This is a genomic window from Agrobacterium sp. P15N1-A (genome assembly GCF_044626815.1).
GTDB lineage: Bacteria > Pseudomonadota > Alphaproteobacteria > Rhizobiales > Rhizobiaceae > Agrobacterium > Agrobacterium leguminum.
The window spans coordinates 412,677-427,557 of the sequence record NZ_JBIUPF010000004.1 but is presented as its reverse complement, the minus strand read 5'-3'; the positions used below and the strand labels follow the sequence as shown (position 1 = coordinate 427,557).

Annotated in this window: 12 protein-coding genes; 9 read left to right on the top strand and 3 right to left on the bottom strand. The window is 60.0% G+C overall.

All coding sequences use genetic code 11. The annotated features are described in order from the left end of the window. Positions 1–35 precede the first annotated feature (35 nt). The 5 genes from ACIK7D_RS17015 (at position 36) to ACIK7D_RS16995 (ending at position 7,606) form a co-directional block, all read left to right on the top strand. Complete coding sequence (locus ACIK7D_RS17015) at positions 36–1,760, top strand: FAD-dependent oxidoreductase (RefSeq protein WP_400156886.1); 1,725 nt, start codon at positions 36–38, stop codon at positions 1,758–1,760. Between the two features lie 2 nt (positions 1,761–1,762). Beyond that, positions 1,763–2,605 (top strand): class I fructose-bisphosphate aldolase, encoded by an 843-nt coding sequence (locus tag ACIK7D_RS17010; RefSeq protein ID WP_262532831.1) that lies wholly within the window; start codon positions 1,763–1,765, stop codon positions 2,603–2,605. Next, positions 2,598–4,097: an FGGY-family carbohydrate kinase gene (locus ACIK7D_RS17005; protein ID WP_162936885.1), complete on the top strand. Its 1,500-nt coding sequence runs from the start codon at positions 2,598–2,600 to the stop codon at positions 4,095–4,097. Before ACIK7D_RS17010 ends, ACIK7D_RS17005 begins: the two co-directional genes overlap by 8 nt. Before the next feature lie 273 nt (positions 4,098–4,370). Next, the gene (locus ACIK7D_RS17000) at positions 4,371–6,575 is read left to right on the top strand and encodes a methyl-accepting chemotaxis protein (protein ID WP_400156885.1); all 2,205 of its coding nucleotides are present in this window, start codon (positions 4,371–4,373) and stop codon (positions 6,573–6,575) included. A 125-nt stretch (positions 6,576–6,700) separates the two neighbouring features. Next, on the top strand, positions 6,701–7,606 hold the full coding sequence (locus ACIK7D_RS16995; protein ID WP_135396959.1) for a LysR substrate-binding domain-containing protein: 906 nt from the start codon (positions 6,701–6,703) through the stop codon (positions 7,604–7,606). Positions 7,607–7,669: 63 nt separating this feature from the next. On the opposite strand, the gene ACIK7D_RS16990 is transcribed toward ACIK7D_RS16995, so the two are convergent. Together ACIK7D_RS16990 and ACIK7D_RS16985 are read right to left on the bottom strand one after the other, a co-directional pair. Beyond that, positions 7,670–8,362 (bottom strand): SDR family NAD(P)-dependent oxidoreductase, encoded by a 693-nt coding sequence (locus tag ACIK7D_RS16990; protein WP_400156884.1) that lies wholly within the window; start codon positions 8,360–8,362, stop codon positions 7,670–7,672. A gap of 10 nt (positions 8,363–8,372) precedes the next feature. After that, the gene (locus ACIK7D_RS16985; RefSeq protein WP_400156883.1) at positions 8,373–9,575 is read right to left on the bottom strand and encodes a pyridoxal phosphate-dependent aminotransferase; all 1,203 of its coding nucleotides are present in this window, start codon (positions 9,573–9,575) and stop codon (positions 8,373–8,375) included. Between the two features lie 429 nt (positions 9,576–10,004). Here ACIK7D_RS16985 and ACIK7D_RS16980 point away from each other — a divergent pair, with 429 nt between their 5' ends. Genes ACIK7D_RS16980 through ACIK7D_RS16965 form a run of 4 tightly spaced genes read left to right on the top strand, consistent with a single transcriptional unit; the run spans position 10,005 to position 13,952 of the window. After that, complete coding sequence (locus tag ACIK7D_RS16980; protein WP_174022889.1) at positions 10,005–10,937, top strand: ABC transporter permease; 933 nt, start codon at positions 10,005–10,007, stop codon at positions 10,935–10,937. Beyond that, positions 10,934–11,737 carry an ABC transporter permease gene (locus ACIK7D_RS16975; RefSeq protein WP_400156882.1) on the top strand — a complete coding sequence of 268 codons (804 nt, stop codon included), beginning with the start codon at positions 10,934–10,936 and terminating at the stop codon, positions 11,735–11,737. The genes ACIK7D_RS16980 and ACIK7D_RS16975 overlap by 4 nt, the downstream gene beginning before the upstream one ends. A 25-nt stretch (positions 11,738–11,762) precedes the next feature. Next, positions 11,763–12,839, top strand: coding sequence for an ABC transporter substrate-binding protein (locus ACIK7D_RS16970; RefSeq protein ID WP_400156881.1), 1,077 nt, complete (start codon positions 11,763–11,765; stop codon positions 12,837–12,839). 9 nt (positions 12,840–12,848) lie between these two features. After that, the gene (locus ACIK7D_RS16965) at positions 12,849–13,952 is read left to right on the top strand and encodes an ABC transporter ATP-binding protein (RefSeq protein WP_400156880.1); all 1,104 of its coding nucleotides are present in this window, start codon (positions 12,849–12,851) and stop codon (positions 13,950–13,952) included. 152 nt (positions 13,953–14,104) lie between these two features. On the opposite strand, the gene ACIK7D_RS16960 is transcribed toward ACIK7D_RS16965, so the two are convergent. Further along, positions 14,105–14,872 carry a 5-oxoprolinase subunit PxpA gene (locus ACIK7D_RS16960; RefSeq protein ID WP_065656631.1) on the bottom strand — a complete coding sequence of 256 codons (768 nt, stop codon included), beginning with the start codon at positions 14,870–14,872 and terminating at the stop codon, positions 14,105–14,107. Positions 14,873–14,881: the final 9 nt, after the last annotated feature.

The following is a 14,881-nucleotide window of genomic DNA, read 5'->3' as shown; positions in this document are numbered from 1 at the left end:
GGGACGCTGGTCATCAGCCAGCGAACGGTACTTCTATGCCCAGTTTTCGCGAGGACGCTCTGCGCCGTATCCGGCTCGATGGTGATTTCGATGCCGTCGTTATCGGCGGCGGCATCAACGGAATTGCCGCCTATCGCGATCTCGCCTTGCAGGGGCTGCGGGTGCTGTTGGTCGAGCGCAACGATTTCTCCTCAGGCTGCAGCGCAGCACCCTCACGCATGATCCATGGCGGCCTGCGTTATCTCGAAAACGGTGAATTCGGCCTCGTGGCAGAATCTTTGCGGGAGCGGGATGCGCTTCTCAGGCTCGCGCCGCATATGGTTCATCCGCTGCCGACCACGATCCCGATTTTTTCGACTTTCAGCGGCCTGTTCAACGCGGCGGCAACCTTTGCCGGTTCCGGCGGAAAACCCGCAAGCCGGGGCGCGCTCGCCATCAAGGCGGGTCTGATGCTCTATGATTTCGTCACCCGCAAAAACCGTATCCTGCCCCGTCACGCCTTTCGCGGTGCGCCCGGGACTTTGCAGCGTTGGCCGGATTTGACGCCGGAGATCAGATATTCGGCCACCTATTACGATGCGTGGATCAGCCAGCCCGAACGGCTGGCTCTGGAGCTTTTGATCGACACCCGTGCCGATGCGCCGCAAAGCATTGCGCTCAACTATGCGGAGCTTGTCCGTCTTGGCGACGAGTACCATCTTCGGTTGGAGGGCGTGGATGAAGCCCTGCCCATCCGCCCAAGGATCATCGTCAATGCGACCGGCGCATGGATCGACGAGACGATTGGCGCGCTGGCTGCCCCCCCGGCGGCGGAGACAGCAAAACCGACCGTCTCCGGAACCAAGGGATCGCATCTGATCATTGCCAACGAGGCGCTTTTGAAGGCCCTGAACGGCCATATGATCTTCTTCGAGAATGACGATAATCGCGTCTGTATCCTCTTTCCCTATCTCGGCCGGGTTCTCGCAGGCTCAACCGATATCAAGGTGGATCGCCCCGAGCGGGTGCGCTGCGAGCCCGAGGAGCGGGATTATATTCTGGACGCGATCCGGCAGGTCTTTCCGCAGATTGCCATTACCCATTGCGACATCGTTTTCAGTTTCAGCGGCATACGTCCGCTGCCGCGCAGCGATGCCGCCTTTACCGGAAGAATTTCCCGCAGCCATTTCATCCACCGCGTCGCGGGCGATCCGCCGCAGCTTTGCATGATCGGCGGCAAGTGGACCACTTTCAGGGCTTTCGGCGAACAGGTGACCGACGAGGTTCTGGCCTTTCTTGGCCGCCGGCGGCTGGCCGGCACCATGGACCGCCCGATCGGCGGCGGCAGGAATTTTCCCACTGGCGCCAGCAGCCTTCCTGCCTTGCTGTCGGAGGAGTTTTCGATTGCCGGAGACCGGGCGGAGCATCTGGCTCTGGCTTACGGCTCCCGTGCCTTCGATCTGATGGGCTTTTGCCGGGATCGTGCGGATGATGTGCGGCTTTCAGAAAAATCGCCGATCACGGCCGCGGAGGTGGTCTGGCTGATCCGCTTCGAACATGTCCGACACCTGACCGATCTCGCCCTGCGGCGCACGACGCTCGCCATCACCGGTGTCATCGATGCCGATCTGATCGACGCGATCCTCGCCGTTGCGGCCCGCGAGCTTGGCTGGCCGGCCACCCAGGCGGCGGCGGAACGGCAGCGGCTTATCCATGAGCTGGAGACTTTTTATGGGGTCACGCCGGCGATGCTTCAACACAGATGCAAGGAGAATGCATGATGATGCGGATTTCGAAAAAGGCGCGCATGAACCGGCTGTTCCGTAATGGCGGTTGCCTGGATGTGGCCATCGATCACGGGGTTTGCAACGAGCCAAGCTTCCTCGTCGGGCTGGAAGATATGGCGCAGACCGTGAACAGGCTGGTCGAGGCCGGTCCCGACGCCATCCAGATGGCCTATGGGCAGGCGGACCTGCTGCAGCAGAGGCCGGAGCGCGACAAGCCGGCCCTCGTCATGCGTATCGACATGGGTAACCCTTACAATTCCACGCGCCACAGAACCATGTGGTCGCAGCTCCAGAACCATCAGGACCCGATCATCGGTGCGCTGGAAATGGACGCCGCCTGCGTTGTCGTGAACCTGTTCATGCTGCCGGATGAGCCGGAGCTGTTTCGTCAATGCGTCGAAAACATCAGCCGTGTGCGGGCAGATTGCCATCGTTTCGGCATGCCGCTGATGATCGAGCCGCTGGTGATGCTGCCCAATGATGTCAGAGGCGGTTATCAGGTGGATGGCGATGCCGAAAAGATCGTCACGCTGGTGCGTCTTGCCTCGGAAATGGGAGCCGATATCATCAAGGCCGATCCGACCAGCGATCCGCATGATTTTCACAAGGTGATCGAGGCCGCGCGGTGCCCGGTGCTGGTGCGGGGCGGGGGGCGTGAGGACTTGCGTAACGTGCTTACGAAATCGGCGGCACTTGTGGCCGAAGGTGCGAACGGGATGGTTTATGGGCGCAATATTTACCAGCACGACAATCCCAAGGCCGTCGTTGCGGCTTTGATGGCCATCATCCATCAGGGTGCGGGCGGTGAGGAAGCATGGGATATCTATAATCGTGGCTGACAAAAATTACATATTGGGTCTCGACGTCGGCAACACGGTCATCAAGGCCGTGCTGTTCGACACGGAAGGCCGGCAGGTTGCGCAACATGCCATCGACGGACAGTCGACATTCCCCCAGCCCGGCTATGTCGAGCGCGATCTCGAGGAGTTGTGGCGGAACGGCTGCGAGGCGATCCGCCAGCTTCTGGTGAAATCGTCCGTCGATCCCCGCAGCATCCTGGCCGTGGGCTGCGCCGGCCACGGCAACGGTCTTTACCTTCTGGACAAGGACCAACAGCCCCTGATCGGCATCCAGTCGCTCGACAGCCGCGCTGCCGATGTGGCGGCCGAGCTTGATCGGAAAAGCGGTGCGTTATTGCAGGCCCGTTGCCTGCAGCGGCCATGGCCTGCGCAAACACCCAGCCTTCTGGCCTGGGTGAAGCGACATGCACCTGATCTTTATGCCCGGACCGGTACGGTCCTGTTCTGCAAGGATTTCGTCAATTTCCGCCTGACGGGGTGCCTTGCCAATGATATTTCCGATCTCAGCGGCGCGGGGCTGCTTGCCTTGCCGGAAGCGCGGCTCGACCGCGAGCTTCTGTCACTTTACGATCTTGAGGACGCGTTCGCGTTTTTCCCCCGTCGCGTGGAATCGGCTGACATCGTCGGCCATGTGGCGGGCGAGGCTGCGGCGATGACGGGGCTGTCCGAAGGCACGCCCGTCATCGGCGGTTTCTTCGATGTGGTCTCCAGCGCCATGGGGTCGGGGGTCATCAATGCCGGGGAAGCGTCCATCATCGCCGGCACCTGGAGCATCAATCAGGTTTTCGCGGACAGGCCGGTCATCAGTCCCGATGTCTTCATGGTCACCACCTTCGGCCGTGACCGCTATGTCAATATCGAATCCAGCGCCACCTCCGCCGCCAACCTCGAATGGTACGTGCACCGTGTTCGCGGCGACCATGGCGACCATGCCTTCGAGCGCTGCAACGAATTGGTTGGCTCCGTCTCACCGCGCGCCGACGATCCGTTCTTCCATCCGTTCATTTTCGGCTCGCGGCTGGGTGCGGAATTTCGCGGCGGCTTTTACGGCCTAGCGGGATGGCACGGCGAAGGTCACATGTTGCGGGCCCTGTTCGAAGGGGTGTGTTTCGAGCATCGCCGCCATATCGGCGTCCTGCGCGAAGCGGGGCTGCCGGTGGAAAGCGCCGTGATGTCCGGCGGCGGTTCCCGCAGCCAGCATTGGCCGCAGATCATGGCGGATGTTCTGGAAATTCCGCTGCGTGTCGCGGAGGCCCGCGAGACGGGCGCGCTCGGCGCGGCCATTGGCGCGGCCGTGGCGATTGGGCTTTATCCTGATTATGAGGAGGCGGTTGCGGCGATGACACGGGTTGCGAAGGCTTACCGGCCGGATGCTGCGCAAGTCTCGCATTATGGGCGGCGCTATGGTCTCTATGCAGAATTGACCGAGCAGTTGCGTGGCTTCTGGAGCGCTTTGCGGTTACCGCAATAGTCTCCGGCTTCGGCAGAGCGCAATCGCTCGCCTCATCCCTGCGCAGAGCGAAAGTATCTCTGCAGGGGGTGAGGATATCGCGCAATAGTTTGTATATACTTCAATATTGCAACTTTATAAAGTATTGATGTTTGTTTATGGCGCTTGAAAAACAGAATTGAAAGTAAATTTTAAACATAACCTCTTAAGCTCACCCTCCAGCCCGGTCGCCAACAGTTGCGCACGCACCCGTAACTCGCGCCACCGTCGCAGCATAGTTTTGGGGGATGGGACATGCTTTTTAAATCGACAACGGGTCGGAATATTTTTGCGGTTGCCGCATGCGGCGTGTTTGCGACGATCGCGGCCTCGGCCGTGCTGTTTTATCGGTCCATTGAGGATACCAGGGCCAACAGTCTCGAGCGTATGCGGCAGATCGCCCATAGCGAGGCCCTGGCGACCGAAAAGAATATCGGCGGCACGATCCATATCGTCAACAGCCTCGCCTCGGTTCTGGAATCGATGAAGCAGTCAGGCGATGCCGACCGGGGTAAGGCCGATCAGATCATTCATCACATGCTGGCAAACAACCCCGATGTGCTCGGTCTCTGGACCGGATGGGAGCCAAATGCGTTTGACGGCAAGGATGCGGATTTCGCCAACAGGGAAGGGCATGACGCGACCGGCCGGTACATACCCTATTGGGTGCGCAGCGGCGGCAAAATAAGCAATACCGCTTTGACCGACTATGCGACCGCAGGCCCGGGCGATTATTATCAATTGCCCTTCACCCTTAAGAAAACGGTCGTCGTCGAGCCCTATTCCTATGCAATCGACGGCAAGGAAGTCCTGATTACCTCGATCGCCAAGCCGGTTATGGTCGATGGCAAGCCTCAGGGGGTTGCCGGCCTCGACCTGTCGCTCGATGAAACAAGCAAGGCGCTTTCGGCGGTGAGGCCCATGGGAACGGGCTTCGTCAGTCTCGTCAGTGGCGGCGGCAAGATCATCAGTCATCCGGATGCGGCGATCATGGGAAAAAGCCTCGCGGACGGCGGTGCGAAGACCGCTGGCTGGGACCAGCTGATTGCAAATCCCGGTGCTGAGCGCGAGATCACCGCACAGGATGGAACGGCATCCTTCGCCATCGCCTTGCCCGTCATGCTTACCCAGGACATGAAATGGTACGCAATCATCTCGGTGCCGGAAGAAACGGTGTTTGCGCAGCTGCATGCCATGATGCGTGACGCCGCTTTGACCATCGTGACGGCCACCGTACTGCTGGCGCTGGCGGGATGGTTCATCGCGCGGCGGTTCATCGGGCGCATCGCAAACATCATCGATGAGACCGCCCAGATTGCACAGGGAAATCTTCATCTGACATTGAAGGATATCGGGACAAGGGACGAAATCGGCGATCTTGCCCGCTCTCTCGATGTTCTGCGCGAAAACAATCGACAGAAGGCCTCGCTGGAACAGCAGGCCGAGACCAACCGCACGCTTGGTGAAGAGGATCGTGCGGCCCGGGAACGCAAGGCCGCCGATGAGGCGGGCAGCATCCGCTTTGCCGTCGACAGCCTGGCTTATGCGCTGGCGAAGCTCGCTGACGGCGACCTGTCCTGCCGTATCGACAATCCCTTTGTCGAGCAGCTCGACGCGGTGCGTGGCGATTTCAACGGCTCGGCCGGGAAATTGCAGGACGCGCTTCTGCGGGTATCGGAAAACGCCTCCGGCATCGACGCCGGCGCCAATGAAATCAAGGCGGCGTCGGATGATCTGGCGCGGCGAACGGAGCAGCAGGCTGCGGCCGTTGAAGAAACCGCTGCGGCCCTTGAAGAGATTACGACAACGGTAAAAGACGCCGCGAACCGTGCGCATGAGGCGGGCCGGCTGGTTTCCCGCACGCGCATCGGAGCGGAACGGTCGGGTGAGGTCGTGCGCCAGGCCGTGATGGCGATGGAGCGGATCGAGAAATCGTCGAACGAGATTTCCAGCATCATCGGCGTGATCGATGAGATCGCCTTCCAGACGAATTTGCTGGCGCTGAATGCCGGGGTGGAAGCGGCACGTGCCGGTGAGGCGGGCAAGGGTTTTGCCGTGGTGGCGCAGGAAGTGCGGGAGCTTGCCCAACGCTCCGCCGCCGCGGCGAAGGAAATCAAGTCGCTGATCACCAAGTCGAACCAGCAGGTCGAAGAGGGCGTGCATCTGGTCGGCGATACCGGCAAGGCGCTCGATGTCATCGTTGCCGAAGTGCAGGAGATCAACCAGCATGTCGCCGCGATCGTGGAATCCGCGCAGGAACAATCGTCCGGCCTCCAGCAGATCAACGTCGCCGTCAACCAGATGGATCAGGACACGCAGAAAAATGCCGCGATGGTCGAGGAGATGACGGCCGCTAGCCACACGCTGGCAACGGAGGTCGATGCGCTGAACCGGCTGCTTGGCCAGTTCGAACTCGGTCAGGGAACAGGTGTGCATCGGGGGTCTCTGAAGGCGGCCTGACTGGGCGCCCTGAACGGCCGTGTCCATCGGCTCCGATGGGCACGGCGGGGAAATGGAAGATGGACTTTGTCTGCAAATTGAGCATCTTATTTCCTGCAAGCAAGTAATGGGATGATCAACAGCAGATGGATATCAGGCGCCTGAAATCGTTTATCACGATTGTCGACATGGGTAGCATAACTAGAGCGGCCGATGTGCTGCATATTGCCCAGCCGGCGCTCAGCCAGCAGCTGGCAAGCATCGAGGAGCATTTCCGCCAGAAACTGCTGACCCGAAGCCAGCAGGGCGTGGTCATGACCGATGCCGGCAAGGTTGTCTACAGGCATGCGCAGGTCATTTTGCGGCAGATGGAGCAGGCGCAGGCGGAGGCGCTGGAGGCGGGCGCTGTACTTTCCGGCAAGGTATCCGTGGGCCTTGCGCCCTTCAGCAGCGCCGCCACGCTTTCGCTGCGTCTGATGGAGGAAACCAAGCGGCTTCATCCCGGCATTCTGCTGCACATCACGGAAAGCGTCAGCCAGCCCTATAGCCAGATGATCATGAATGGCCGTCTGGAAATGGGTTTGATCCACGGCACCGGGCCGATCCGGGGTGTCAAGTTCACACCGCTGTTGCGTGAGGAATTCGTTCTGGTCGTGCATCGCAGCTTCGGCGTGGAACCGGGCGATGCGCCGATCACGGTCGCCGATCTGGCGTTTTTACCCTTTCTTCTGCCGCCGACCTATAATTTCGTGCGCCGCGCCATCAATCTCGCCTTCACCCGCAGCCGCAAGGATCTGCTCGTGATGGCGGAGCTGGAATCGGTAAGGACCATCGCGCGCGGCGTGGATGCCGGGCTTGGCGCGACCATAACGCCCAAAGCCATCGCCGACCGTATCGTGGCGGAATCCAATGAGGACATCGTCGTTAGGCAGATCGCCAGCCCGATGATCGAGGAAACGCTGTCCTTCTGCGTATCGGACAATACGCCGCTCTCCGAGCCCGCGCTTGCCGTGAAGGAGATATTGCTGCAATTGGCGGAGACCCTGAAATAAAAGGGTCAGGCCGGTTCTAACGCAATGCGCAGCACCGTTTCTCGGTGCCGCGCGGGGATAAGATCAAAGCATTGCTTCCTTGCGGCAGTTCACCAGCAATTCGGCCACCGAAAGGTTGTTCGGCAGGCGAAGCAGGGTTTCCACCATTTCGGAAAGATCTTCCGGCTGGGTCATGTCCTCGCGGCTGACTTCCGTTTCGCCGACGGTCATATCGGTTGCGATATAGCCGGGGCAAAGGGCGGTAGCGCGCACGCCGTTGTCCCACAATTCCTGCCGGATACCATGGGTGAGGGCGACGACGGCGAATTTCGTCATGGCATAACCCACATTCGACCCCACACGGCGTCCCGCCAGCGAGGCGACATTGATGACCCTGCCCTGTCCGGTTTTTACGAGGTGAGGAATGGCGGCGCGCGTGACCCTCAGCGGACCCTTGACGTTGATGCGCCACATCTGGTCGAGGCTTTCTTCACCCGCATCCATGACCCGGACTTTGGGGTTGATGCCGGCGCAATTCACCAGCCCGTCGATCCGGCCATATCTGGCGGCAACGGCCTCGACCCAGGCCTCCGCCGAACCAGCCTCTTCCGCATCGTAGCGATCGGCCGAAAGTCGGTCCTTCACCGCAACGGCGGCCGGATTTCGCGCTCCCGCCGCGACGGTGAAACCGGCGTCGTGAAGCCTTTTGGCGATCGCAAGGCCAAGGCCCCGCGATGCGCCGGAAACCATGATGACACGGCCACTTCCTCCCAACATGCTGTTCTCCCTATTTCATTCCATTGCAGAATTCGGCGATGCGGGCGCAGCCTTCGGCAAGGTTTTCCATGCTGGTGGCATAGGAAAGCCGGAAGAAGGGGCTGAGGCCATAGGCCGCGCCCTGCACTGTCGCAACATGATGTTCGGCGAGAAGCGCCATGACGAAATCGGTATCGTTCTCGATCTTCGTGCCGCCCTTCGTCGTCTTGCCGATCAGCGCGGCAATGTTCGGGAAGATATAGAAGGCACCTTCGGGCTTGTGGCAGCGAAGCCCCTCGATTTCCGAAAGCTTGCCGAGCACGAAATCGCGGCGCGTCTTGTAGATGTCGGCGCGCTCCTTCAGCAAATCCTGCGGGCCGTCGAGAACCGCGACGGCGGCAGCCTGCACGATGGTCGCGACACCGCCGCTGTTCTGCGTATTGACGTTGCTGATGGCCTTGATGAGATCTTTCGGGCCGCCGCAGAAACCGAGGCGCCAGCCGGTCATGGCATAGGCCTTCGATGCGCCGTTGACGGTCAGGACCCGATCGTAGAGGCGCGGCTCGACTTCGGCGATGGTGCAGAATTCGAAGTCGTCATAGATCAGGTGCTCATACATATCGTCGGTCATGATCCAGACATGCGGATGCCGCAGCATGACCTCGGCGATTTCCTTCATTTCCGCGCGGGAGCAGGCGGCGCCCGTGGGGTTGTTGGGGAAGTTGAAAAGCAACCACTTGGTCTTCGGGGTAATGGCGGCTTCGAGATCTTCGGCGCGCAGGCGGAAACCGTTATTTTCCGGGCAAACCACCGGCACGGGCACGGCGCCCGCGAACTTCACGATATCGGCGTAGCTGATCCAGGACGGCGCGGGAATGACGACTTCATCGCCCGGGTCGCAGGTGGCCATGATGGCGTTGAAGATGATCTGCTTGCCGCCGCCCGCCACCAGGATCTGGCTCGGATCGTAGTCGAGATTATTGTCGCGCTTGAACTTCCGCTGGATCGCGGCCCGCAGCGCCGGCGTTCCGTCGGATGGCGGATATTTCGTGTCGCCGGCAAGGGCTGCCGCATGCGCCGCCTCGACCGCGTGGGCAGGCGTCGGGAAATCCGGCTCGCCGGATGACAGGCTGATGACCTTGATGCCCTGAGCGGCAAGATCGCGGGCTTTCTGGGTCATGGCGAGCGAAGCTGACACGGTGACGTTGTTAAGGCGTTGGGCGATAGTGGGCATGGATTATTTCCGATTGTAACGGTGAAGGCAGGCATCGTCGCGACGCCAATGCATGACAAAGAGGTTACGGGAATTTTCCGCCGTTTCCCCAATACGACTTCGATGTGAGGTCATACGGGATTTTGATGCATCGCCATCAAAATGGGGTGGGCAGTCCATACTCGTATGCGATGACCTCAGAGGAATAAACTATTATGCAGCCCGTCGGCTTAGCCCCTAAGCTTGGCTCAACAACAAGGGAACGACGCGTCGGGCAATGTTACCCAGAGAGGTAACCGGCGCGAAAATGCAGAAACATGCGACAGACACCGGCACAAGACCGATGCCTCGACAGGGAGCACACCCAGCAAATTCTAGTCATAGGGCCTGGACGATCTCGTTCGGCTCAAAGCGATGCCTCGTGCCGTATTCAACGCGACGGGAGTATAGATGTCGGATATTGCGATCATGGAACCACATGCCCCGCCACGCCGTGGAGTTTCCGGCTGGAAAGCCCTTGAGCGTCGACTGTTTTCGCCCGGCATCCTCATCCTGCCGCTGCTGATCTTTCTGCTGATCTTTTTCTTCTGGCCGGCGGTTCGGCTGATGAGCTTCAGCGTCATGACCCAGAATTCACAAGGGCTGATCGGCTCCCCCTTCACGCTTGCCCATTATGTCAGGTTTTTCGAGGTCGATCTTTACCAGAAGGTGCTTTGGGCGACGATCCGCATCAGCCTGATCACCTCGGTTCTTGCGGCCATACTGGCCTATCCGGTCGCGACCGTTCTCGTGCGCGGCAATATCGTCACGACCCGTATCATTACACTGATCGTGATTGCGCCGCTGGCTGTCAGCGTCGTGGTACGTGCTTACGGCTGGCAGCTCATTCTCGGTAATGGCCCGACTGGTCTCTTGAATTACGTGCTGATGAATCTGGGCATCATAGATAGTCCGATGACGCTGCTGTTTTCGGATGCCGCCGTCATCATCGGCTCCCTGCACATTTTCTTCCCGATGATGGTGCTTCCGCTGTCCTCCGCTCTCGGGAAGATCGATCCGAATCTGCAACAGGCCGCCAGAACTTTGGGCGCGCCCGCCTGGAAAGTGTTCCTGCGGATCACCTTCCCGCTCAGCCTTCCCGGTCTGGTCGCGGGTTTCACGCTGGTCTTCTCTCTGGCCTCGGCATCCTACGTCATTCCCGCTCTGATCGGTGGGCCCGGTTCGCAGATGCTCGGCAACATGGTCGAACAGCAGGTTCTCGCCGTCTATGACTGGCCGTTCGGCGCCACCATCGCCACCATCCTCGTCTTCATCGTCATTCTGATCAACGCCGTCTCGATGCGGCTGCTCGGCGGGCGTCGTATCAAGGCAAGCGCGTCATGAACAACAAGCTGACCGGCACTTCCGCCATCGTCCTTTACGCGATCACCGCCGCCATGATGGTCTTCATCCTGGCCCCCATCGTTCTCGTCGTCGCCATCTCGTTTTCCGACAGTTATTTCGTCACCTTCCCGCCGCAGGGTTTCACCTTCCGCTGGTATGCGGCGGTAATGCAGAACGAGGAATTTACCGCTGGCATCACCTTCAGTGCGGCGCTGGCGGTGGCGACCACCATCCTTTCACTGGCGCTCGGCGTTCCGGCAGCCTTCGCGCTTTCCCGGGGAAAATTCATCGGCCGTTCGCTGATGAAGGGGCTGCTGCTTTCGCCGCTGATCTTTCCCGTGCTGGTGACCGGCCTGGCATTGCTGCAGCTTTTCTCCGGCTATGGCTGGATGGATACCAAGCTGAAACTTCTGATCGCCCATACCGTTGTCACCTCGCCCTATGTAATCCGCACGGTGCTGACCAGCCTTCAGCTCGTCAATGTCAGCCTCGAGGAGGCGGCGCGCACGCTTGGCGCCACGCGCTGGAAAACTTTCACGCGGGTGATCTTTCCGCAGATCGCGCCCGGCGTCGCCTCCGGCTCGATCTTCTGCTTCATGGTTTCTTTCGACAATTATCCCGTTTCGATGTGGCTGGCCGATTCCGCGAACCTGCCGGTACCCATCGTTCTCTATCGCCAGATCGGCACGGTCTTTGATCCTTCGGTCGCGACCATGTCCACCATCATCATCCTTCTGGCGGTGACCGTCGTGCTCGTCCTCGACAGGCTGGTGGGTCTGCGCCGGGCAATGGCTATGTAAATCAACAACAAGAGGGGTACCGGAAATGACAGACAAGATCATCATCATGAAACGGCGCAGTTTCCTGACAGTCACCGCAGGCGCGCTCGCCACACCCTATTTCTACACCGCGGCTTCCGCGCAGGACCGCACCATGTATGTCGGCGTCTACAATTCGGCGCAGGGCGGGCTGATCAAGAAGGAAGTGATCCCGGCTTTCGAAAAGGAATATAAGTGCCGGGTGCTGACGACCGAAGGCGCGACGCTCGCCAATATCGCCACGCTGCGCGCCACCCGCGAAAATCCGCAATATAGCGTGATGTCGATGGACGATGTCGGCGTTCCGCAGGCCAAGGAGGAAGGCCTGATCGAGCAATTGCCGATGGACGAAATCCCCAACCTCAAGAATGTCTATTCGCGTTATCTTTTCGAAGACAATTTCGGCGTCGGTTTTGCAATCTCGATTGCCGGCCTGTTCTATAATCCGACGACGGGCAAGCCGTTCGAAAGCTACGAACAGATGTTCGACAAGAAATATGCCCGCCGCATGCTTCTCAACACACCGAAGAACACCCAGAGCGTGCTGATGCTGATGGTGGCGGCAGCGCTTGCGACCGGCAAGCCGCTAAAAGAGGCGCAATATGACACCGATGCCGGCTGGGCGAAACTTGCAGAGCTGAAGCCGAACGTGCTCTCAATCTATGACGCGGAAGCGCAGACGATGATGGTGGCGCAGGGCCAGGCGGATTTCGGCGGCATCGAATATTCCAAGGCGGTTTATCCGCATACCAAGAAGGGCGTGCCGCTGGACATGACCTTTCCTAAGGAAGGCGCATTCACCGGCATCAACTCCATCGCGCTGGTGAAGGGCGGGCCGCACCGCGATCTGGCACTTGCTTATATCAACCGCATCCTCGATCCCGGTGTGCAGAAGATGCTTTCGGAAGCGACGCTGAGCGCTCCCTCCGTCAAGGGCATCGAGTTTGGCGCAGATACGGCGAAGTTTCTCGCTTATCCGGAAGCGAAGATGGAATCGCTCAACCTGTTCACGCCGGACTGGAAATACATCATTCCACGCCGCGCCCAATGGCTCGAAAAATACAACCAGACCTTTAACGGCTGAGGAACGCTGATGAAATCCGTAGAAGTCCGCCTGGAAAGACTGACCAAGCATTACAGCGGTCAGGTCGTTGCCGTCGATGATGTTTCGCTTACCGTCAAGGCAGGGGAAATCCTGGCGCTTCTCGGCCCGAGCGGATGCGGGAAAACGACCTGCCTGCGCATGATTGCGGGGCTTGTCGATCCCACCTCGGGTGAAATCGTGGTCGGCGGCAAGCCGACCACGCGCACCCCGGTTCACCGCCGCAACGTTGGCATGCTCTTCCAGAACTATGCCTTGTTTCCCCATATGACCGTTGCCGAAAACGTCGCCTTCGGTCTCGAGATGCGGGGTATCTCCAAGGCCGACCGGGAAGGGCGCGTTAAACAGGCGCTCGATCTCGTTCAGCTGCACGCCTTCGGAGACCGGCTGCCGGCGCAACTTTCCGGCGGCCAGCAGCAGCGTGTGGCGCTGGCGCGTGCGCTGGTGATCGAACCTTCGATGCTGCTTCTCGACGAGCCGCTCGGTGCGCTCGACAAGGGCCTGAGGGAAAGCATGCAGGTCGAAATCCGCAGCTTGCAACAACGGCTTGGCCTCACCACCATCATGGTGACCCACGATCAGGACGAGGCCCTGACCATGGCGGACCAGATTGCCGTGATGCGTGACGGCAATCTCGAGCAGATCGCACCGGCCGGCGAAATCTACCAGAAGCCGCTGACACGCTTCGTCGCCGGTTTCATCGGCGCCTCGAACTTCTTCGAGGCAAGCGTGGCGGAGCGCAATGGTCGTTCCGCAAGGCTGGTCACCGGTTCCGGCGTGCGGCTCGATGTCGAGGATATGGGGGCGGTTCAGGGCGACAAGGTCGTCGTCACCGTTCGCCCCGAAGCGATTTCGGTCTCACCACTTGCGGTGGACGCAGGTCAAAACGCCAGCAATTCCACCACGGCGCGGGTGGAGCAGGTCGTTTATCGCGGTTTCATGCTGCATTACTATCTGCGTCTGGACAATGGCGAGCCGATGATCGCCTACCGGCAGACCCAGACGGAAGGCTTCACCAATGCCGTCAGCGCCGCTGGCGACCGGGTGAGACTGAGCTGGACGAGCGACAGCAATCACGTGATCCAGCTCAATTGATGATTTCGCGGCCGGGTCGCTCAGGCGGCCCGGCCGGCGACGGATCGAAATCCGTTTCGTATTCCATAGCCGACAAAATTACGGCACCGCGCTCCTGACATGGAATGCGGTGCCGTGCTTTTTGTGCTTCAGAATATGAGGCGGCTCCCGCTTCAGGCGACCACTTCGCGAGCCGGCACGACGCTGCCGCCGCAGGCTTCCACTTCGCTGCGCACCGTGCGCGCAAGCTCAAGTGAACCGGGTGTGTCGCTATGAACGAGGATCGATCTGGCGCGAACGGGGATGGTCTCGCCCTCGATGGTCGTGACCGTGCCTTTTTCCAAAAACTGGCGCACCCGCGCGCGCACTTTTCCCTCTTCCTTGATGACGGAATTGGGCAGCTTGCGTGGCACGAGCTGGCCCTTCACATCATAAGCCCGGTCGGCGAGAAAGAGGTTGAGCACTTTCAGCCCGCAATCCAGAGCCGCCTTTTCGATCAGCATGTCCGGCATCGAAAAGACGATGAGATTGGGATCGACCGCTTTGATCTTTTTCATGATCCGCTCCGCAAGTGCCGCATCGCGGTTGATCATATTGCCCATGGCGGCATGGAAGCTGATATGGGAGAGGGAGACATCCTGCGCTCTCGCAATCGCCGAAAGCGCGCCGAGCTGGTAGAGAACCTGCTGTTCCATTTCTTCAGCATCGACGGGAATTTCGCGGCGGCCGAAGCCGAGACGGTCGGCAAGGCCGGGATGGGCGCCGACGCCGACGCCGTTCTGTTTGGCCAGACGCACCATGCGCGCCATCATTTCCGGATCGCCGGCATGGAAGCCGCAGGCGATATTCGCCGAAGAGACGACTTCCATAAGCTTCTCGTCGTCGCAGACCTTATAGACGCCGAAACCTTCGCCCATATCGGAATTAACATCGATCTTCATGGTTCCCTC

Coding starts and splice junctions, on each gene's coding strand:
- ACIK7D_RS17015 (WP_400156886.1), top strand. CDS start 36: ATGCCCAGTTTTCGCGAGGACGCTCTGCGCCGTATCCGGCTCGATGGT.
- ACIK7D_RS17010 (WP_262532831.1), top strand. CDS start 1,763: ATGCGGATTTCGAAAAAGGCGCGCATGAACCGGCTGTTCCGTAATGGC.
- ACIK7D_RS17000 (WP_400156885.1), top strand. CDS start 4,371: ATGCTTTTTAAATCGACAACGGGTCGGAATATTTTTGCGGTTGCCGCA.
- ACIK7D_RS16995 (WP_135396959.1), top strand. CDS start 6,701: ATGGATATCAGGCGCCTGAAATCGTTTATCACGATTGTCGACATGGGT.
- ACIK7D_RS16990 (WP_400156884.1), bottom strand. CDS start 8,362: ATGTTGGGAGGAAGTGGCCGTGTCATCATGGTTTCCGGCGCATCGCGG.
- ACIK7D_RS16985 (WP_400156883.1), bottom strand. CDS start 9,575: ATGCCCACTATCGCCCAACGCCTTAACAACGTCACCGTGTCAGCTTCG.
- ACIK7D_RS16980 (WP_174022889.1), top strand. CDS start 10,005: ATGTCGGATATTGCGATCATGGAACCACATGCCCCGCCACGCCGTGGA.
- ACIK7D_RS16975 (WP_400156882.1), top strand. CDS start 10,934: ATGAACAACAAGCTGACCGGCACTTCCGCCATCGTCCTTTACGCGATC.
- ACIK7D_RS16970 (WP_400156881.1), top strand. CDS start 11,763: ATGACAGACAAGATCATCATCATGAAACGGCGCAGTTTCCTGACAGTC.
- ACIK7D_RS16965 (WP_400156880.1), top strand. CDS start 12,849: ATGAAATCCGTAGAAGTCCGCCTGGAAAGACTGACCAAGCATTACAGC.
- ACIK7D_RS16960 (WP_065656631.1), bottom strand. CDS start 14,872: ATGAAGATCGATGTTAATTCCGATATGGGCGAAGGTTTCGGCGTCTAT.